This is a genomic window from Nioella aestuarii (genome assembly GCF_050896395.1).
In the GTDB taxonomy this organism is placed as follows: domain Bacteria; phylum Pseudomonadota; class Alphaproteobacteria; order Rhodobacterales; family Rhodobacteraceae; genus Nioella; species Nioella aestuarii.
In genome coordinates this window covers 1-20147 of the sequence record NZ_JBPBBA010000053.1, presented here as the reverse complement: position 1 = coordinate 20147, position 20147 = coordinate 1, and the positions used below count along the sequence as shown (strand labels likewise).

16 protein-coding genes, 1 tRNA gene and 1 pseudogene are annotated in these 20147 nt (G+C 62.2%); 7 read left to right on the top strand and 11 right to left on the bottom strand.

Annotated features, from left to right (window positions below; translation table 11 throughout):
- The 8 genes and pseudogenes from ACROHD_RS19375 to ACROHD_RS19340 all read right to left on the bottom strand — a co-directional run.
- Positions 1-584 (bottom strand): annotated as a pseudogene (locus ACROHD_RS19375) (phosphopentomutase); the annotation flags it as partial.
- Complete coding sequence (locus tag ACROHD_RS19370) at positions 584-1891, bottom strand: thymidine phosphorylase (protein WP_432680058.1); 1308 nt, start codon at positions 1889-1891, stop codon at positions 584-586. The gene ACROHD_RS19370 and the pseudogene ACROHD_RS19375, both read right to left, overlap by 1 nt.
- A gap of 3 nt (positions 1892-1894) precedes the next feature.
- Positions 1895-2287, bottom strand: coding sequence for a cytidine deaminase (locus tag ACROHD_RS19365; RefSeq protein ID WP_432680057.1), 393 nt, complete (start codon positions 2285-2287; stop codon positions 1895-1897).
- 65 nt (positions 2288-2352) lie between these two features.
- Entirely contained in the window at positions 2353-3861 is a 1509-nt protein-coding gene (locus ACROHD_RS19360; RefSeq protein WP_432680056.1) for an ATP-binding protein, read from the bottom strand.
- Between the two features lie 132 nt (positions 3862-3993).
- A complete protein-coding gene (locus tag ACROHD_RS19355; RefSeq protein WP_432680055.1) occupies positions 3994-5883 on the bottom strand; it encodes a propionyl-CoA synthetase in 1890 nt (629 codons plus the stop codon).
- A gap of 153 nt (positions 5884-6036) precedes the next feature.
- Positions 6037-6813 carry an outer membrane protein gene (locus tag ACROHD_RS19350; protein ID WP_432680054.1) on the bottom strand — a complete coding sequence of 259 codons (777 nt, stop codon included), beginning with the start codon at positions 6811-6813 and terminating at the stop codon, positions 6037-6039.
- A 273-nt stretch (positions 6814-7086) separates the two neighbouring features.
- Positions 7087-9366 (bottom strand): NADP-dependent malic enzyme, encoded by a 2280-nt coding sequence (locus ACROHD_RS19345; protein ID WP_432680053.1) that lies wholly within the window; start codon positions 9364-9366, stop codon positions 7087-7089.
- An 82-nt stretch (positions 9367-9448) separates the two neighbouring features.
- Positions 9449-10216 (bottom strand): NAD kinase, encoded by a 768-nt coding sequence (locus ACROHD_RS19340; protein WP_432680052.1) that lies wholly within the window; start codon positions 10214-10216, stop codon positions 9449-9451.
- A 204-nt stretch (positions 10217-10420) separates the two neighbouring features.
- On the opposite strand from ACROHD_RS19340, the gene glyA reads away from it, so the two are divergent.
- Positions 10421-11716 (top strand): serine hydroxymethyltransferase, encoded by a 1296-nt coding sequence (gene glyA, locus ACROHD_RS19335; RefSeq protein ID WP_432680051.1) that lies wholly within the window; start codon positions 10421-10423, stop codon positions 11714-11716.
- Positions 11717-11879: 163 nt separating this feature from the next.
- Here the strand turns inward: glyA and ACROHD_RS19330 are convergent, their stop codons facing one another.
- The 3 genes from ACROHD_RS19330 to ACROHD_RS19320 form a co-directional block, all read right to left on the bottom strand.
- Positions 11880-12659, bottom strand: coding sequence for a carbon-nitrogen hydrolase family protein (locus ACROHD_RS19330; protein ID WP_432680050.1), 780 nt, complete (start codon positions 12657-12659; stop codon positions 11880-11882).
- Complete coding sequence (locus ACROHD_RS19325; RefSeq protein WP_432680049.1) at positions 12656-13816, bottom strand: M24 family metallopeptidase; 1161 nt, start codon at positions 13814-13816, stop codon at positions 12656-12658. The genes ACROHD_RS19330 and ACROHD_RS19325 overlap by 4 nt, the downstream gene beginning before the upstream one ends.
- A 158-nt stretch (positions 13817-13974) precedes the next feature.
- Complete coding sequence (locus tag ACROHD_RS19320; RefSeq protein WP_432680048.1) at positions 13975-14556, bottom strand: TetR/AcrR family transcriptional regulator; 582 nt, start codon at positions 14554-14556, stop codon at positions 13975-13977.
- Positions 14557-14675: 119 nt separating this feature from the next.
- Between ACROHD_RS19320 and ACROHD_RS19315 the strand changes: the two genes are divergently transcribed.
- The 6 genes from ACROHD_RS19315 to ACROHD_RS19290 all read left to right on the top strand — a co-directional run bounded on the left by ACROHD_RS19315 (position 14676) and on the right by ACROHD_RS19290 (position 19910).
- On the top strand, positions 14676-14930 hold the full coding sequence (locus ACROHD_RS19315; RefSeq protein WP_432680047.1) for a hypothetical protein: 255 nt from the start codon (positions 14676-14678) through the stop codon (positions 14928-14930).
- A gap of 83 nt (positions 14931-15013) precedes the next feature.
- Positions 15014-16300, top strand: a complete 1287-nt coding sequence (locus ACROHD_RS19310; RefSeq protein WP_432680046.1) for a homoserine dehydrogenase — start codon at positions 15014-15016, stop codon at positions 16298-16300.
- Between the two features lie 123 nt (positions 16301-16423).
- On the top strand, positions 16424-17389 hold the full coding sequence (glpX, locus tag ACROHD_RS19305) for a class II fructose-bisphosphatase (protein WP_432680045.1): 966 nt from the start codon (positions 16424-16426) through the stop codon (positions 17387-17389).
- 3 nt (positions 17390-17392) lie between these two features.
- Positions 17393-19138 (top strand): single-stranded-DNA-specific exonuclease RecJ, encoded by a 1746-nt coding sequence (recJ, locus tag ACROHD_RS19300; RefSeq protein WP_432680044.1) that lies wholly within the window; start codon positions 17393-17395, stop codon positions 19136-19138.
- 117 nt (positions 19139-19255) lie between these two features.
- Positions 19256-19330: transfer RNA gene (locus ACROHD_RS19295), tRNA-Glu, on the top strand.
- A 178-nt stretch (positions 19331-19508) separates the two neighbouring features.
- A complete protein-coding gene (locus ACROHD_RS19290) occupies positions 19509-19910 on the top strand; it encodes a thermonuclease family protein (RefSeq protein WP_432680043.1) in 402 nt (133 codons plus the stop codon).
- The last annotated feature ends 237 nt before the right edge of the window (positions 19911-20147 follow it).

The window sequence follows — 20147 nt, the reverse complement described above, 5'->3', positions numbered from 1 at the left end:
TCATAAAGCCGGTCTAGGCCGAAGGTTTCTTCATGCGCGGCGATCTGGAAAACGCTGTCGGCCGAGGTGTAGCAGATGGGCCAGCCGGTTTGTTGGTGCCGCTCGCCCTCTACGTCGATGATGAGCGTGCCGGAGGAATGGCGGTTGCCGAGGATGCCGTCCGTGCCCGCAATGCGCTTCACCTCTTCGATCAGCTCGGGCGGGAAGCTGTTTTCGGTGTCGCTGAAATAGGTCCAGTCCCAAGGGACCGGCAGCCCCGCCAGTTCCCAATGGCCAGAGGGTGTGTCTTTCCCGGGGCTGATTTCTGTCGCGGCGCCCCATAGGCCCTTTGGCTCGACCATCAGCCCCGGCGCGTCATCGCCGCTGGCCAGGGTGATCGAATGCCCCAACCCAAGCGCTGTGAGGTTGGGCATCTTCAATGGACCGCTACGCCCCTCCTCTGCCTTGCCTGCCGCGCAGGCCGCCGCGATATGGCCGAGCGTATTGGCCCCGGTATCGGGATGGCCGTCATTGAAGAAGCGGTCGGCATCGGGCGCGCCGCCGCAGCCCACGGAATCCATCACCACCAGAAACGCGCGGGGCATCAGCCGATCCTTTCCTGAACGAGGTTCGGCACCACTATGGCACTGCTCGACAGCCGATAGGCCCGGTGCAGCGCCTCTGCGGCGGCTCTGGCTTCTTGCTCGGTCCGCGCATGGATGCGTGCAAGCGGGCGCGCGCTGTCCACCTGTTCGCCGATACCGGCCAGATCGGTCAGGCCGACCGCGTGATCCACCGCATCGGTCTGGACCAATCGTCCGCCGCCCAGATGAACCACCACCTCGCCCACGGCACGGGTGTCGATGGCAGCGACATATCCTGGTTCTTTCGGCATGATTTCGACCATCACCGGCGCTGCGGGCAGCCGGTCGCGCCAGCGCGACACGAAATCGGCAGGCCCGCCAAGCGCCGCAACCATGCGACCGAAGATCTCTGCCGCCGCGCCGGAGTTGAGGGCATCGTTGATCCGGGCCTCACCCTCCGCCGCATCTGCCGCCAATCCACCAAGCGCCAGCAGCTCGCCACCAAGAGACAGGGTCACTTGACGGAGCCGCGCAGAGCCGCCTGATCCGGTCAGGATCTCCATCGCCTCCATGACTTCTACCGCATTGCCTGCGGTGGTGGCCAAGGGCTGGTTCATATCCGTCAGCAGTGCGGTGCATTTGCAGCCCGCCCCCTGCGCCGTATCGACCAGCGATTGCGCCAGCGCCAAAGCATCGGCGGGATCCACCATGAACGCGCCCGACCCTGTCTTGACGTCGAGAACGAGCGCATCGAGCCCCTCCGACAATTTCTTCGACAGGATCGATGCGGTGATCAGGTCGATGCTTTCCACGGTCGAGGTCACGTCCCGCACCCCGTAAAGACGTTTGTCCGCCGGGGCGATTTCGCCCGACGCGCCCACGATCGCGCAACCCACCTCTCGCACAACTTTTTGCAGCTCTTCGTTGCCGATGATGGCGCGATAGCCGGGGATCGCCTCCATCTTGTCGAGCGTACCGCCGGTATGGCCAAGCCCGCGCCCCGACAGCATTGGCACATAGGCCCCGCAGGCAGCCAGAGCCGGGGCCAGTGGCAGAGACACGGTATCGCCCACGCCGCCGGTGGAGTGCTTGTCAACAACCGGCCCATCCACGTCCCATGTCAGAACCTGCCCAGTGTCGCGCATGGCATGGGTCAGGCTGACGCGTGCGTCCTTGCCGATAGGGGTTTTGCAGATGGCCATGGCAAAGGCCCCGGCCTGCGAGTCACTAACCGTTCCATCCGCCAAACCCTTGGCAAACCACTGGAATTGCTCTGGTGTTAGCGCGTCTCCCACTCTTAGCCGCGCCAGGATCTCGCGGGCGTCCATGGATCAGACCCCTTCCATATGGCCCATGCCGAACGCCCCTGGCAGCAAGTCGCCCACGGTGGTTTCCAACCGTTTTCCATCGGTGGTGGCCAGCGTGACGGGTGTTGCGGGATCGGCAAATTCCGCCAGTTTCTGACGACAGCCGCCACAAGGCGGCACCGGCGCCGGGCAATCGGCAATCACGGCAATTTCGGCAATCCGGCTGTCACCCGCCGCAATCATCGCGGCAATTGCCCCGGCTTCGGCACAGGTGCCTTCCGGGTAGGCGGCGTTTTCGACGTTGACGCCCAAATGCAGGTTTCCCTCTGTGCTGCGAATGGCGGCACCCACCTTGAAGCGGGAATAGGGAACATAGGCGTTTTCGCGCACACGGGCGGCATCGTCGACCAGGGACATTGGGAAACCTCCGAAAAATCTGGCTTCCACTGTGGTCCTGCCACGCGGCGCTTGCAAGCCTTCCGCTACAGAAGATCCTCTCTACGCGCGCGACGCTCGACCTGAGTGATCAAGGCCGCCAGCGCCTCTTCGCAGCTTTGCACCAACGCTTTCGCCTCAGCCAGTCGGTTCTTGTGGGCAGCTGCATTTAGCGCCTCGGCCATGTTTTGCAGCCGATCCGCGCCGATCGCGCCGGCCAGAGAAATGAGGATATGGCTCTGCGCCCGTGTGGTCATGGTGTCGTTCTGCTGAACGGCCTGTTGCAGACTGTCCTGCACGCTGCGCAGATCCTGCAAGAGATGATCGAGCAGCTCGCCCCGGCCAGAGGGACCGGCGGCCTGAAGAATGGCCTCGAACCGGTTGCGGTCGAGTGTGCCGTTGGGAGCCGCATCAGGGACAGAGTGTGGGGCCGGTCCGCGGCGGTCAACGTGACGGCGGATCGCCTGACCGAAAGCGCTGACCGACCGAATGGGCTTGGCGATGACCCCATCTGCCCCGGCAGCATAGATCGCCTCGCGGTTCTCGCGCATCACATAGGCGGTCAGGGCCACCAAAGGCGTGTCAAATCCGGGTGTGTCCCGCAGGCGCGTCATAACCTCGATGCCGGACAGTTTCGGCATCTCGATATCAATGAGCGCGATGTCCACTTTCTCGCTTGCCAGAAGATCCAACGTTTCCTGACCATCGCGCGCCAGGATCATCCGCGCATCCATTGCATCGAGCATCTGGCGCACCAGCAACTGGTTGGTTTCGTTATCTTCAGCCACCAATATCCGCAAATCGGACAGATCCGGCATATCGGCCGCCTGATCACGGCATTCCCATGAACTGCGTGGCAAAGTCAGGGTCACGTCCGCGCCGCCTTCAGGCAGGTTCGCCACGCGCAGGGTGCCGCCTAGCGCGTCGGCAAGATCTTTGGAAATGTGCAGCCCCAGGCCGCTGCCGGGCCGGTCCTGTCCGTCGGGTCGACCGCCCGCTGTGAACAGATGTTCCAAAGCCGCGTCGGAAAACCCCCTGCCCTGGTCGCGCACTCGGAAATGCATCTCGCCATCCTGCTGCCAGACCGAAAGCATCACTTGCCCCGCATCGGTGAACTTGAGCGCATTGGCAATGAGATTGCCGAGAATTCGGTCGAGCTTGATCCGTACAACGGTCACGCGTTCAGCGACATGGCGCTCGATCTCTACCCGAAAGGTCAGCCCCTGTTCACGTGCCCTGGCCGACCAGCGCAGCTCGATCCCGGCAAGGAAATTGCGGAAATCGAAACTGGCAGCGGCGGCCTGTCCATCTTCGCCCGAGGTCAGCATCATTGCGCCATCGACCAATTCCGCCAGGGTTTCCCCGGCGATCCGCACGCGCTCGATCTGGGTCTGAGCATCCGGCGGCAGCCGCTCCACATCCATCAGGCGCAAGCCCCCGATGACATCCAACACGGCCGCGCGGATATCGTGCCCAAAAAGCCGCAGGGCGTCGTGTATCGCCTCCAGGTCACGCGCATCCGGGTCGGGTTCGCGCCTGGTCTCATCCTGTGTCATACCGCATCCCCTGCATACGCAGCGTTGCGCCCCCGGCCTCCATGCAGCCGTGATTTAGGTTAAGATATGGTTAACAACGCAGAAGGCCGGACACGTTCGGCCCGGCCTTCGAACATCTCGCAGCGCTGTGCGTTACTTGGGGTAGCCAAGCTCTTTCAGTGCCTCGGTGATCTCATCCAGAATGGCAGGATCGTCAATCGTGGCAGGCATCTTGTAGTCCTTGCCGTCCGCAATGTTCACCATGGTCCCGCGCAGGATCTTGCCCGAACGCGTCTTGGGCAGGCGCTGCACTACGGTGGCCAGCTTGAATGCCGCCACGGGGCCGATCTTCTCTCGCACCAGCTTTACGCATTCCGCAACCACATCCTCAGCCGATTTCTGGGTACCCGCATTAAGGCAAAGGAAACCCATGGGCATCTGGCCCTTAAGCTGATCCGCCACACCGATAACGGCGCATTCTGCAACGTCCGGATGGCTAGCCAGAACCTCTTCCATGGCACCCGTGGACAGACGGTGACCGGCGACGTTGATCACGTCATCGGTGCGCGCCATGATGTAGAGATAGCCATCCTCATCCTTGTAGCCCGCATCGCCGGTTTCATAGTAGCCGGGGAAATGATCGAGATAGGATTTGCGGAACCGCGCCTCGGCGTTCCACAATGTCGGCAGGGTGCCAGGCGGCAGCGGCAGCTTGATCGCGATGGCGCCAAGCTCTCCGTCTGCGACCGGATGACCGCCCTCGTCCAGGATCTGCACGTCATAGCCCGGCATTGGCACCGACGGCGACCCGATCTTGATCGGCAGTCTTTCGATCCCAAGCGGATTGCCCGCAATGCACCAGCCGGTTTCGGTCTGCCACCAGTGATCAACCACCGGAACGCCAAGCTTGTCCTGCGCCCAGATGATCGTATCAGGGTCTGCCCGTTCCCCCGCAAGGAACAGCGATTCCAGACAGGAAATGTCGTAATCGCCAATCAGCGCGCCTTGCGGATCTTCGCGCTTCACAGCGCGCAGCGCGGTCGGGGCGGTGAAGAGACACTTGACGTTATGGTCCTGAATAACCCGCCAGAAGGTGCCCGCATCGGGGGTGCCAACGGGCTTGCCCTCGAACACGATGGTGGTGCAGCCGAAGGTCAGCGGTGCGTAGCAGATATAGCTGTGGCCCACGACCCAACCCACATCGGAGGCCGCCCAGAAGACCTCACCGGGGTTCATGTCGTAAAGATTGCGCATCGACCAGTTCAGCGCGACCATGTGCCCGCCAGTGTGCCGGATCACGCCCTTGGGCTGGCCGGTGGTGCCAGAGGTGTAGAGGATGTAATGCGGGTGGTTGCCTGCGACGGGCACGCAATCTGCGGGCTCAACGCCGTATTGGAAGGCGTGCCAGTCCACATCGCGGCCCTCTTCCAGATGCGCGACTTCCTGTTCGCGCTGGAAGATCACGCAGAAGTCGGGCTTGTGGCTGGCCTGCTCGATCGCGCCATCGAGAAGCGGCTTGTAGTGAACCACGCGGCCCGGCTCCAACCCGCAGGAGGCGGCGATGATGCACTTGGGCTGGCAATCGTCAATGCGTACGGCCAGTTCGTTGGCGGCAAAGCCCCCGAACACGACCGAATGGATCGCACCAAGCCGGGAACAGGCCAGCATCGCCTCCAGTGCCTCGGGCACCATGGGCATGTAGATAATAACCCGGTCGCCCTTTTCCACGCCCTTGGCGCGCAATGCACCAGCAAGGCTGGCCACGTGGTCGCGCAGTTCAGAATAGCTGATCTCGTGCTTGGAATGGGTGATGGGGCTGTCGTGGATGATGGCGATCCGCTCGCCATGGCCGGCCTCCACGTGACGGTCCACCGCGTTCCAGCAGGCATTGAGCGTTCCGTCAGTGAACCATTCGTAAAGCGGGGCGTTGTCGTCGGTCAGCGCCTTCGTTGGCGGTGTGACCCAGTCAATGGCTTCGGCGGCATTCATCCAAAAACCGTCAGGGTCTGCATTGGCTTCGGCATAGACGTCCGAATATCCCATGTCGTCTCCTCCAAAAGATGTCCTGCATTCCCCTAAGGCATCACCTACAGGCCCCTGCGCCGGCAGACAAAGGGTTTCATTGCCGCAGCCCATCAAAAAGAAACGGGGCGCCCGGATGGACGCCCCGCTTGTTCAACCTGATAGTGGTCGATGTCAGAAGTGCATGTTCAGGCCAACACGAACCTGCTGCACGCCGTTTGAAGTTTGCGTCGAATAGACGCCACCGGTTGTGCTGCTGAAGATCGACTGGTCGTCCAGATCCGTATAGCGGTACTCGACGCCAAGCGAGGTGCGGTCGCCCAAGCGGGTTTCCATGCCGACACCGATGGTTGCGCCATCCACTTCATAAGACCCGGATCCAGCGCTGTTCAGGCCGGTCAGGACGCCGCCGCCATTATAGGTATGCGTCTCGCCAAAGCTGGCGCGCGACCAACCAAGCATACCGTAAAACTGGGTGTTTTCATTGGCCAACATCCCGACGCGTCCGCCGATTGTCATCATGCTTTCAGGCGAAATTTCCTGGTCAACGGTCACCTGCGCACCACCCACGAGGTATTGCGTGTGCGAATTCGCACTTACGTCGAAGATCGTGTAGTCAAAGGTCGCGCCCACATAGGTGCGTTCCGACATGGCGAAAGTATAGCCGATCTGGATCGACGCCAGACCGCCATGTTCGCCCAGGTCATGGGAGAACTCGAGCCGGTCGACGGAATCGAAATTGCCGCTGAACTGGTGCTGCGACATGCCGATGCCAAGCGCACCACCGATGAACAGGCCCGACCAGAAGTCGTTCGATGCCTGCTGAACCGGTACAGGTTCATAGACTGTAGGGGAAACCTGTGGTGAAGGGCCATCTGCTGCCGCTGGAACAGCCGCAACAAGAGTGGCAATGGCAGCAGACGCTGCCAAAGCAGGATAGAGTCTGGGCATGGGAGTGCTTCTCCTCGTGAAACCTTATGTTGCCTCTGCCGGACTGTTTTTTTGGGCGCCCGGCGTTATTATTAACGATCGCTTAACTATAGTTAATGCGTCATTAACCAGTGTTAACACATTGGATTCCGGAAATCTCCCCCATTTTTCAGCGCCGAGACTGCGGCGTTGCGCTGCTGCAATGGTGGCGCCTGAAGTGGCCCAAAAGCAGTCGGGCCAGCCGCTGTTTCGCGACTGGCCCTGACTTGGCAACCATTTGAATTAAAAAGATTACTACCCGTAGTGATGAACCGGCGTCCCGGCCAGTGCTGAAATATTCAGCAGCCCGCGCGCGGTGATCGATGGTGTGACGATATGGGCACGGTTGCCCATCCCCATCAGAATCGGACCGACCTCCAAGCCACCTGCCTTCATTTTCAGGAGGTTACGGGACGCTCCTGCGGCATCGGTTGAAGCAAAGACCAGCGCGTTTGCGGCGCCTTCCAGGCGGCAGCCGGGAAAGATTCGCTCTCGCAGGTCCGGGTCCAGCGCCGCATCGGCATGCATCTCGCCTTCATAGGTGAAGTCCAGCGACATGCTGTCCAGAATGTCCAACGCTGCCCGCATCCGCCGGCCGCTGTCACTGTCGAGGTTGCCAAACTGGCTGCCGGAACACAGCGCGATCTTCGGTTCAACTCCAAACCGGCGCACATGCCGGGCCGCGCCGATCACCGTTTCAGCGATCTGCTGCGGGGTTGGCACCGCGTGGATATGGGTGTCGGCGATGAACAATGGCCCATCTTCCAGAATGACGAGGCTGAGCGCCCCGACAGGATGCAATCCGCCGTCAGACAGCAACTGGGTGATATAGTTCAAGTGCCACAAATACTGGCCGAACGTGCCGCAAATCAGCGAATCCGCCTCTCCCCTGTTCACTGCGACTGCACCAATCGCCGTCGTGTTTGTCCGCATGATGGCACGGGCAAGGTCTGGTGTGACGCCATTGCGCTGCATCTTTTCGAGGTAGGTCTGCCAGTAGTCCCGATAGCGGTGGTCACTTTCGGGGTTGATCAGCTCGAAATCGCGGTCGGGACGGATGGTCAGCCCTGCCCGCTCAATCCGCATCTGCACCACTTCAGGGCGGCCAATGAGGGTCGGCGTATCGGTCATCTCTTCCAGCATGGCCTGTGCAGCCCGCAACACCCGTTCATCTTCACCCTCTGCGAACACGATCTTGCGCGTCGTGCTGGCCGCCGCTTCGAAGACCGGGCGCATAATCAGCGCAGAGCGGAAGACCGACTGGTTCAGCTTCTCACGATAGGCATCAAAGTCTTCCAACGGACGCGCGGCCACGCCGCTTTCCATCGCTGCCCTGGCAACAGAACTGGCAACAACCCCGATGAGGCGTGGGTCAAAAGGTTTGGGAATCAGGTAATCCGGTCCAAAGGTCAGCTGTTCACCCTTATAGGCTGCTGCGGCCTCGGCGCTTGTCGTGGCGCGGGCCAGCGCCGCGATACCTTCGACACAGCCGATTTGCATAGCGTCGTTGATCTCGGTTGCGCCAACGTCCAGCGCGCCTCGGAAGATAAAGGGGAAACACAGGACGTTGTTGACCTGATTGGGGAAATCGCTGCGGCCCGTGGCGATGATCGCATCCGGAGCAACGCTGCGAACGTCGTCGGGCAGGATCTCTGGCGTGGGATTGGCGAGCGCAAAAACGATAGGTCGTGCGGCCATCTTGGCCACCATAGAGGTTTTGAGCACGCCAGGACCGGACAGGCCGAGAAACAGGTCCGCTCCATCAATCACGTCATCCAAGGATCGCAGGTCGCTGGCCTGCGCGTAATCCGCTTTCTGCGGGTTCATATCCTCGGTGCGGCCTTCATAAACCAGCCCATGGATATCGCAGAGCCAGACGTTTTCGCGTTTGACGCCCAGTTTCAGCAGCATGTTGAGACAGGCAATCCCCGCTGCGCCGCCGCCGGTTGAGACAACCTTGATATCCTCAAACTTTTTGCCCGCCAGATGCAGCGCATTGGTGGCCGCAGCACCGACAACGATCGCCGTACCATGCTGGTCATCGTGAAAAACCGGAATGCCCATCCGTTCGCGGCAGATCTTCTCGACGATAAAGCAATCGGGGGCCTTGATGTCTTCCAGATTGATCGCGCCAAAGGTGGGTTCCAGCGCGCAGACGATTTCAGCCAGCTTGTAGGGGTCGGATTCGTTGACCTCGATATCGAAGCAATCCACATTGGCGAATTTCTTGAAAAGAACGGCCTTGCCTTCCATCACCGGCTTTGACGCCAGCGCCCCAATATTGCCAAGACCAAGAACCGCCGAGCCGTTCGTGACCACCGCAACCAGGTTGCCGCGCGCCGTGTAACGCGATGCATCGGCAGGGTTTTTTGCAATCTCGGTACAGGCTTCCGCCACGCCGGGGCTGTAGGCCCGTGCAAGATCGCGGCCATTCGCCAAAGGCTTTGTCGCCCGGATCTCCAGCTTACCTGGCTTGGGAAACTCGTGGTAATCTAGCGCGCCCTGGCGAAACGCATCGTTCTTGTCATCGGTCATACAACAGGCCCTCCGGAAACTTGTTTAACGTTAAACTATATCTATCGACAAGGGAAAAGGCGGTCCAAGGTCGCGGATCGCGTCAGGCAAATTGCTCTCGGATCAGCCGTTCTTCCAGCCCGTGACCGGGGTCAAACAGGATGCGGTGGCCGATCTCCGGATCAGACCGGATTTCCACCGATACCACATTTTCCACCGAGCGGCTGTCCGCATCCGCCATTACCGGGCGCTTTTCGTGGTCCAGCACGTCAAAGCGCACGACCGCGTTCTTGGGCAACAGCGCCCCACGCCAGCGCCGGGGCCGAAACGCCGCCATCGCAGTCAGAGCCAACACGTCGGAGCCTATGGGCAGGATCGGTCCATGTGCGGAATAGTTATAGGCCGTGGACCCCGCAGGCGTGCACACCAACGCCCCGTCGCAGACCAGCTCTTCCATCCGCATCCGGCCATCGACCCAGATTTGCAGCCGCGCCGCCTGTGGGCCCGCACGCAGCAAGCTAACCTCGTTGATGGCCAATGCTTCCGTCACCTTGCCACCCGCCTGAACGGCTTTCATGTGCAGTGGATTGATCACCGCCTCTTCTGCCGCTTCAAGGCGTTCGATCAGCCCGTCTTCCGCATATTCGTTCATCAAGAACCCGACCGTGCCCCTGTTCATCCCGTAAACCGGAGCGTCCAGTTCCTGGGTGCTGTGCAGCGTCGACAGCATGAACCCGTCGCCTCCAAGCGCCACGATCACATCTGCCTCCCTCGGATCATGCTGACCATAGCGGGCTGCCAGACGCACCCGTGCCTCCTGCGCGATCGACGCATCCGAGGCGAGAAAGCTGATGTTGCGGGCGGCGGGCATGGCGTCTCCGGCGGTTCTGGTTCCCGCCAGTGTTCACCCGTGAGGGAAAGAAACTCAATCCCGGATTCGATCAGGGCGACCGCGAAGTTTCCTATAGTGGACGTTCCTGAGACGAAATGCGCCGGTTTCCGGGCTTCCTTGCCGCCCGCGCATTGGGTAGATGCAGCCAAACAACCCTCATCGCCTTCAAAAGGGAGACAGGCCATGACCGCGCCCCACCGCGACGCTGGTTTCTTCACCGAGACCCTCGCCACCCGCGACCCGGAAATCTTCGGTGCCATCACCAAGGAGCTTGGCCGTCAGCGCGACGAGATCGAGCTGATCGCGTCCGAGAACATCGTCAGCCGCGCCGTTATGGAAGCGCAGGGCTCGGTGATGACCAACAAATACGCCGAGGGCTATCCGGGCCGTCGCTACTATGGCGGCTGCCAGTTCGTGGACATCGCCGAAGATCTGGCCATTGACCGCGCCAAGCAGCTGTTTGGCTGTGAATATGCCAACGTCCAGCCGAATTCCGGCTCTCAGGCCAACCAGGGTGTATTCACCGCGCTTTTGCAGCCCGGCGATACCATTCTGGGCATGAGCCTTGATGCCGGTGGCCACCTGACCCATGGCGCAAAACCCAACCAGTCCGGCAAGTGGTTCAACGCCATTCAGTATGGTGTTCGCCCGCAGGACAGCCGCATCGACTACGACCAGGTGCAGGAACTGGCCACCGAACACCAGCCCAAGCTGATCATCGCCGGTGGCTCTGCCATCCCACGCCAGATCGACTTTGCGAAGTTCCGTGAGATTGCCGACAGCGTCGGTGCCTACCTGATGGTCGACATGGCCCATTTCGCAGGTCTCGTGGCAGCAGGCGAACACCCCTCGCCCTTCCCCTATGCGGATGTCGCCACCACCACCACGCACAAGACCCTGCGCGGGCCCCGCGGCGGCATGATCGTCACCAATGACGAAACCATCGCCAAAAAGGTCAACTCCGCCATTTTCCCCGGCATCCAGGGTGGCCCCCTGATGCATGTGATCGCGGGCAAGGCCGTGGCCTTCGGTGAGGCCCTGCGCCCCGAGTTCAAAGCCTACCAGAAGCAGGTGCGCGCCAATGCCGTGGCACTGGCCGACCAACTGATGAAGGGCGGCCTGGATATCGTCACCGGTGGCACCGACACCCATGTGATGCTGGTGGACCTGCGCCCCAAAGGCGTCAAGGGCAACGCGACCGAGAAGGCGCTCGGCCGCGCACACATCACCTGCAACAAGAACGGCATCCCCTTCGACCCGGAAAAACCGATGGTCACTTCGGGCATCCGCCTTGGTACGCCTGCAGGCACCACGCGCGGCTTCGGTGAGGCAGAGTTCCGCCAAATCGCCGATTGGATCGTCGAAGTGGTCGATGGGCTGGCAGCCAATGGCGAGGACGGCAATGCCGAGGTCGAGGAAAAAGTGAAGGCGGAAGTCGCCGCGCTCTGTGCGCATTTCCCGCTTTACCCCGATCTCTGATCGCCATTTGATGCAAGACACAGAAGGCCGCCCCACCACCGGGGCGGCCTTTTCCTTTGAAGCCGACCTTTCCCAAACTGCTGCGGCAGCACGCAGCAAGGAGGGCCCCAACGGGGCCTGACGCGATGCGTTCCCCGGTCGACGCCGCCAGGCGGCGAAACCGCTAGCCGTTCGAAGACAATCGCGCCATCAACCCTGCCCGATCGACGAGGTACGGCAACCGCGCCCGCGCCGCATGCACGGCATCGGGGTCAAGCTCTGCAGTGATCAGTTCTGGTGCGTTTCCGGCCACTGCCACGCTCTGCCCCACTGGCCCCACGACCCGGCTGCCGCCGTAGTAACGCAGCCCGTTCTCCTCGCCCGCATGGTTGGCATAGAGCAGCCACAGCCCGTTTTCGAAGCCGCGCGCCGGCATCACCTCGCGTGAGACATTGCCCCACTGATCCGACAGCGCCGTCGGCACGAAGAGCACCTCCGCCCCGGCCAGTGCCGCCGCACGCGGCCCTTCCGGGAATTCCGCATCGTAGCAAATCAAAATGGCACAGCGCATCCCGGCAAACTCAAACACCGCGCAGCCCTGCCCCTCGGCAAAGCGCCCGCTCTCCGGCCCCGGCGGGATCACCAGCTTGCGGTGATGGGCGATCCGGCCGTTTGGCCCGATCAGCTGCGCGGAATTGTAGACGCGGTCGCCATCGCGCTCCGCATAACCGTAAAGCACGGCCGTCCCGACCCGCGCCGCCAGGGCTTGCACGGCCTGCGCAAACGGTCCGTCCGCCGGTTCTGCCAGCCGTGCCACCGCGTCACCTATGTGATAGCCGCAGGCAAAGAGCTCCGGGCAAAGCACCACGTCCAGCCCTTCCCCCGCGATGGCATCCTCCAGCATCTCCAGACGGTCGGCGCGGCTCAGCCCTGCCCCGTCGCTCTGGAAGACGCCCGCCTTCATGGCAACTGCCCTGAATAAAGGATTTCTCGCGGATACTCGGTCAGATACTCGGCGCCGGCCTCTGTCACGACGATTGAGTCCCCGATCCGCCCGCCACATTGTCCGTCGAGCGAGATGCCACCATCCACGGCGAAGGTCATGCCCGGTTGCAGGATGGTCCGGTCGCCTGCCTTCAGCTCTGGTGCTTCCAGATAGCTCATCCCGATCGAGCGCCCGGTGCGATAGCCGGTCTCATAGCCGCGCGCCCGATAAACCTCATTTGCCGCTTCGGCCACGCTTTCGGCGCTCACTCCCGGCCGGATCGCCGCAATCGCCGCCTGCTGCGCATCGATGGCGGCCTGTTGCACCCGGATTGCCGCGTCGCTGGCATGTTCGATGAAGAACATCCGGTCGAACCCAAGTTTGTAGAGCTTGAACTGAGCCATGTTGCAGAAACAGAAATAGACCGGATCGCCGGGGGCCAGCCGCTTCACGCTGGCACGGCGATGCACCATCGAGGTGTCACTGCCCGACTGCATGATCTGCAGGCCCTGGATCATCGGCGACACGAAGGCCTCCCACCCCTTATCTGTCAGGAAGCCTGCCGCCTTGCGGGTGCCCGCGTCGATCACCGCTAGGGCCGCCTCGTATTCCGGCACATCCGCGGCCAGCGCGCCATGGGCCGCCCCCATCATCGCGCCCGCAATCTGCCCGGCGGCCCGCATCACGTCGATCTCGGCGGGAGATTTGATCATCCGCATGGCCCCAAGCACGGGCGACACATCCGTCAATTCCGTCCCCGGCATCTGCTCGTCAAACCAGTTTCGCAAGGGCGCTGGCAACGTGCCCTTTTCCACCGCGACGCGAGACGCCTGACCCAACACCTTAGGCAGCACATGCACCCAGTGATTGTTGCCCATATCTTCCCAGGTCACGATATCCTCAACCCAGGTCATTGCCGCGACCATCTCGCTTTCCATCAATGGGGTGATGACAACGGGGTCCGCGTCGGGGCGCACCACCATCGCCGTGGGCCGACCGAACTCGACCGAGAGATAACCCCAGAAGCCGGCAAGATACCCAATTGACGCCTCATCGGTGATCAGAGCCACTTCGATACCGGCTTCAGCAAGTTTTTCCTGAAACCGGGCGTGTCTGTTTTTGGCTTCTTCCAGCATAGTTTTCCCTTTTTGCTGCAAACCAGCCTGCGCGCGTCAGCGTCGGATGCATGCCAATTCGCGGCCCTCAGGTGTCGCTGAGGGACAAGTTGTCCCGCGCCCGGCCCGCAGGGGTGGGCGCGGCGCCGGTCGACGTGCCGAAGGCACGGCGAAATCCTTCAGGCGGAAACCGCCTTGCGCACCATATCCCAGTAGATGCCTTCCACATCGGCCCGCGCCAGACGTCCGCCCTCGCGGTACCAGGTGTTGACCCCGGTTAGCATGGCGATGATAGCCATCGTTGCCAGCTTGCTGTCGGAGACAGCAAAATCGCCGCTCGCCTGCCCGCGCTGCAAAATCTCCTGCAACCGGTCCTCATACTGGCGTCGCAATCCCTCGATCACGGCGAAATTCTCCGGTTCAAGGTTGCGCAACTCCATGTAGGCGATGAAGACGAGTTCGGGCCGGTCCAGGTGATAGCGGATATGGTGGCGGCAGAAATCTTCCAGCTGCGCCAGCGGCGCACCGTCCGGCACCTGCCAGTGACTCAGCAGATGTTCCAGATGGTCCCGCATCAGATCAAACAACAGCGTCTGTTTGTCCGGGGTGTAGAGGTAGAGCGCCCCCGCCTGCACCCCCACTTCCTTTGCAATCTGACGCATCGAAACGGCGGCAAACCCATGCCGCGCGAATAGTTTCAGCGCAGCGTCGCGGACCTTGGGGCCGGTGGTTTCAGCATGAGAGCCTTGTTTACGTGCCATGGCCGCAGATTAGCGGCCCTTTCGGGATATGAACAGATGTTCAATTCAGCCATGGCGCTGGACCTTTCCCACCTGCTCGCGCTATCACGGAAGGGCTCGTTCCTGCTGTGAGGGCCGCCATGCGCGCCGTGATCTGTATTTGCTTCCTGCTGGTGCTGTCCGCTTGCTCGATTCGCGCGCCGGAACTTGATGCCTCCATCACAGAAACCAGCCGCGCCGCACCCTGGCCGGAGCTGGTGCCGCTCGGTCCGTTGATGACCGGAGCCGAAGCGCTCGGTCCCCGTGCCGCCGATACTGAAGGCCGCACACTGGAATGGCGCGCCGCCGACCTGCGACGCCGTGCTGCTATTTTGCGCGCGCTCAGCGTCAATTAAGCCCCCGGGCCACGTTGCGCCGACCGGTCATTGCCGCTAACAGACGTAAAAAGTGACCAAATCAGACAGCCGGAGGATCATCCATGACAGACCCGCTTCGCCTTGGCATCGCCGGGCTTGGGACCGTGGGCGTGGGCGTTGTGAAGATCGTCCAGCAAAAGGCTGATCTTCTGGCCGCTCGCAGCGGACGCCCGGTGACGATCTCGGCCGTGTCCGCCCGCAGTAAATCGAAGAATCGCGATGTCGATATTTCGGGTTACGTGTGGGAGGACGATCCGGTGGCTTTGGCTACCCGCGATGATGTGGATGTGTTCGTGGAACTTGTGGGCGGCGATGAAGGCCCCGCCAAGGACGCGACCGAGGCCGCAATTGCCGCTGGAAAGGATGTTGTCACCGCCAACAAGGCAATGCTGGCTCATCATGGCCAGGCCCTGGCCGAAGCCGCTGAAGCCGCTGGCCGTGTGATCCGGTTCGAAGCTGCCGTCGCCGGTGGCATCCCGGTCATCAAGGCCCTGACCGAGGGGCTGGCGGGCAACGAAATTTCCCGCGTCATGGGCGTCATGAACGGCACCTGCAACTATATCCTGACGCGGATGCAGTCGGCCGGACTGTCCTATGACGAGGTTTTCGAAGAGGCCAACCTGCTCGGCTATCTGGAGGCTGATCCAAATCTGGACGTTGGCGGCATCGATGCAGGCCACAAGCTGGCGCTTCTGTCGTCCATCGCGTTCGGAACCCAGGTTGATTTCGACGGGGTTGCGCTGGAAGGCATCGGCCAAGTGACCATCGAAGACATCAACCAGGCCGCTGAAATGGGCTTCCGCATCAAGCTCTTGGGAGTCACCCGCATGACCGGCCGCGGGCTGGAACAGCGTATGACGCCGTGTCTGGTGCCGGAAAACAGCCCGCTTGGTCAATTGGAAGGCGGCACCAACATGGTGGTGCTGGAAGGCGACAGCGTCGGCCAGATCGTGCTGCGTGGTGCGGGTGCGGGCGAAGGCCCGACTGCCAGCGCCGTCATGTCCGATGTTCTGGACATTGCGCGTGGCATCCGCCTGCCCACCTTCGGCCAACCCGCCACAACGCTGGTCAAGGCCAACCGCGCCGCTGTCGCGACCGCAGCGCCCTATTACCTGCGCCTGACGCTCAAGGACAAACCCGGTGCGCTGGCCAAGGTCGCCGCTGTTCTGGGCGATTGCGGCATTTCCATCGATCGGATGCGCCAGCGCAGCCATGGCAGCACCGACGCGCCGGTTTTGATCGTCACCCACAAGGTTGCCGCACCCTCGTTGCAAGACGCGCTAGAGGCTCTGCCGAAGACCGATGTGGTGATCGGCCAGCCCGTCGCACTGCGTATTGAGAACGTCTGAACGTCGTCACAGAGCCGAAACAGGCTGAGCGTAAACGTCACGGGGCATTGCCCCGCCTTGTGCCGAAGGTCCGGCGCGGGGTAGTAATTTCCAAACGACCAAAGAGAAACTGGATTTTCGCAAATGTCCCATCCCACCGATTTCAATGACCGCATGTTGTCCCTCGGCCTCGCCCGTGTGTCCGAGGCCGCTGCCATCGCTTCAGCCAAGCTTATCGGGCGCGGCGACGAGAAAGCTGCGGATCAGGCGGCGGTCAACGCCATGCGCGACCAGCTGAACATGCTGGATATCGCCGGGATGGTCGTGATTGGCGAGGGTGAGCGCGACGAAGCCCCGATGCTCTATATCGGTGAAGAGGTCGGCACCGGCACCGGCCCCGCCGTTGATATCGCGCTTGACCCGCTGGAGGGCACGACCCTGACCGCCAAGGACATGCCGAACGCGCTGACGGTTATCGCCATGGGTCCGCGCGGGTCGATGCTGCATGCGCCCGACACCTATATGGACAAGCTGGCCATCGGGCCGGGCTATCCGGACGGGATCGTGACGCTGGACATGGACCCGGCCACACGCGTTTCGGCACTGGCCAACGCCAAGGGTTGCCTGCCGTCGGATATCACCGTCTGCATCCTCGAACGCCCCCGGCATGAGCAAATGATCGAGGAGGTGCGCGGCACCGGTGCCGCGATCCGACTGATCACCGATGGTGATGTGGCAGGCGTCATGCATTGCGCAGAACCCGACATCACCGGAATCGACATGTATATGGGCCGTGGTGGCGCCCCCGAGGGTGTTCTGGCCGCCGCTGCGCTGAAATGTATGGGCGGGCAGATGTATGGCCAGCTCGTCTTCCGCAACGATGACGAACGCGCCCGCGCCGCCAAAACAGGCATCACCGATCTGGACCGCATCTATTCGCGCGACGAGATGGTGACGCAGGACGTGATCTTCTCGGCCACTGGCGTGACCAACGGATCTATCCTGAACGGCATCAAGCGCGAAGTGGGCTGGCTGACCGTTGAAACGCTTCTGATGCGGTCCAAGACCGGATCGGTGCGCAAGATGATCTACCGCAACCCGTCTCGCTAAGGCATGGCACAGGCGTTCCTCGACGTCGAAAGCTCGATCACCGGCCGCCGGTGGGTCGGACTGAGCGCGGATGAGGAGCGCCTTGCCGAGGCTCTCGCACAACAGGCAGACCTGCCGCCCCCCGTGGCGCGAGTTCTGGCCCGGCGGGGCGTGGCCCCCGAAACCGCAAAGGGATTTCTGGCCCCCGCCCTGCGTGACCTGTTGCCCGACCCGCGATCGCTGAAAGACATGGAAACCGCCGCCGCGCGTTTCCTTCAGGCCGTCAAAATGCGGGAACGGGTGGCTATCTTTGCCGATTACGACGTCGATGGCGGAAGCTCTGCCGCGCTGCTGATCGATTGGCTGCGCCAGATGGGCCGGGGTGCGACGCTCTATGTACCGGATCGGATCGACGAAGGATATGGCCCCAATGAAGAGGCGATGGAGGCGCTGGCGCGCGAGCATAGCCTGATTATCTGCGTCGATTGCGGAACCCTGTCGCACGGTCCAATTGCCGCCGCCAAAGGCGCGGATGTGATCGTGCTGGATCACCATCTTGGCGGCGCTGATCTGCCCGATTGTGTGGCCGTGGTGAACCCTAATCGGCAGGATGAAGATGGCGCGCTCGGGCATCTCTGTGCCGCCGCCGTCGTCTTCCTTATGCTGGTCGAGGCCAACCGTCAGATGCGGTCAGACGGCACCGCTGGTCCAGACCTGATGGCGATGCTCGACCTTGTGGCGCTTGCGACAGTTGCCGATGTGGCGCAGCTGACCGGCGTCAACCGTGCCTTCGTGCGACAGGGGCTGACCGTGATGGCCCGCCGCAACCGCCCCGGCCTTGTGGCCCTGTCAGATGTGGGACGACTGGACCGCGCCCCGACATCCTACCACCTTGGCTATGTGCTTGGGCCCCGGATCAACGCAGGTGGACGGATCGGCAAGGCCGATCTGGGTGCGCGACTGCTGGCGACCGCCGATATGGGCGAGGCGATGCAGCTGGCCAAGCTGCTCGATGACCTCAACACCGACCGCCGAGAAATCGAAACCCGTGTCCGCGACGCCGCTTTGGAACAGGCCGAGGCGCGCGGGCTCGAGGCGCCATTGGTATGGGCCGCCGAGGATGGCTGGCACCCCGGTGTTGTGGGCATTGTCGCCAGCCGCCTGAAAGAGGCCACCAACCGCCCCGCCGTGGTGATCGGCTTCGATGGTGACGAGGGCAAAGGGTCTGGCCGGTCCATCGCTGGCGTGGACCTGGGCGCATCGATCCAGAAACTCGCGGCCGAGGAGCTGATCACCAAGGGTGGCGGTCACCGGATGGCGGCCGGGCTTAGCCTCACCCGTGCGCAGCTGGAACCGGCCATGGCGCGGTTGTCCGACCTTCTGGCCCGCCAGGGCGCGGGCGATGCCGGCCCTGCCGATCTGCGCATCGACGGGCTGCTGATGCCCGGCGGCGCCACGCTCGATCTGATCGAGATGCTGGAGGCCGCAGGGCCCTATGGCGCTGGCGCCTCTGCCCCACGATTCGCCTTTCCCGCGCAAAACATCAGGTTCACCAAGCCCGTGGGCGACGGGCACCTGAAACTCAGCTTTTCCGATGGTGGCCAGACCGTCATGGATGCCATCGCCTTCAACGCCCGCGCCACCGGGCTTGCGGACATGCTGCAAAGCCACAATGGCCGTCCATTTCACTTTGCCGGGCGCATCGAGGTCAACCACTGGAACGGCCGTCAAAGCGTACAGCTAAAGCTGGAAGACGCCGCCCCTGCCTGACCGCAAAAAAGTTGCAGCGCGCGTGGTTTTTCCCCTTGCGCGGCCCCCGACCTTTTCATAAACACCGCCTCACGCCAGACACGGCGCGGCGCTGACCGCCCGCTGGCAATCAAGAGTGGCCCGTTCGTCTATCGGTTAGGACGCCAGGTTTTCAACCTGGAAAGAGGGGTTCGATTCCCCTACGGGCTGCCACGGCTTTCCGACAAATTATTGTTTTCTATGAGTATATCGATTTTTACCGCAGCTACATCCCCCACAAAATCCCCCAAAGCAGCGCGGACTGCGCTGGACTTTGCTGGAACCCAGAACATGGGGTGCGCCACTCAGTCTGCATGTAGGTAGACTGTCGCAAACACATTGAGGTGAAGCCATGCGCGTTCTTCTGGCAGTTGCATCATTCGGGATCATGGGCCTCGCAACATCGGCTGCGGCGATTGACATGTGCGGATCCGGTCCACGCGTGAATTGCGTCGTGGACGGCGACACCTTCTGGCTGGATGGCCAGAAATATCGCGCGTTCGGCTATGATACGCCGGAACCGCAGACCAACATTTGCGGCGGCGACGTCGAGAGACAGTTGGCAAGCCAGGCGTCACGCCGCTTCATGGAACTGCTCAACACCACCGAAATAACATTGGAGCCGCGAGGCGAGGACCGCTACGGCCGCATCCTCGTCGTCATCCGTTCCGACGGTGAGGATATCGCTGACATTCTCGTCCGTGAAGGCCTGGCGCGATACTACCCTGACGGCGAAGAGTTCTGGTGCCATTAGTCGCAAACGTGTGTCATATATCCGGACCCTCGTTCCATCGTGTGTCCGGCTCTCAACGAAGTCGTAGGACCAGAAGTGGTTGGGACGCTCCCGCAGCATCCAGCAGATCGGGCCGCACGCTACCGGGTCTGCGCAGCCGCGACGAACGCCCCGAGGTTCGACTGCGATTCGTTCGCCAAGAGTTCCTCGAAGAGCGCCTGCACCTCGGGATCGTCCCCCGCGCGACGCTGCCACTCG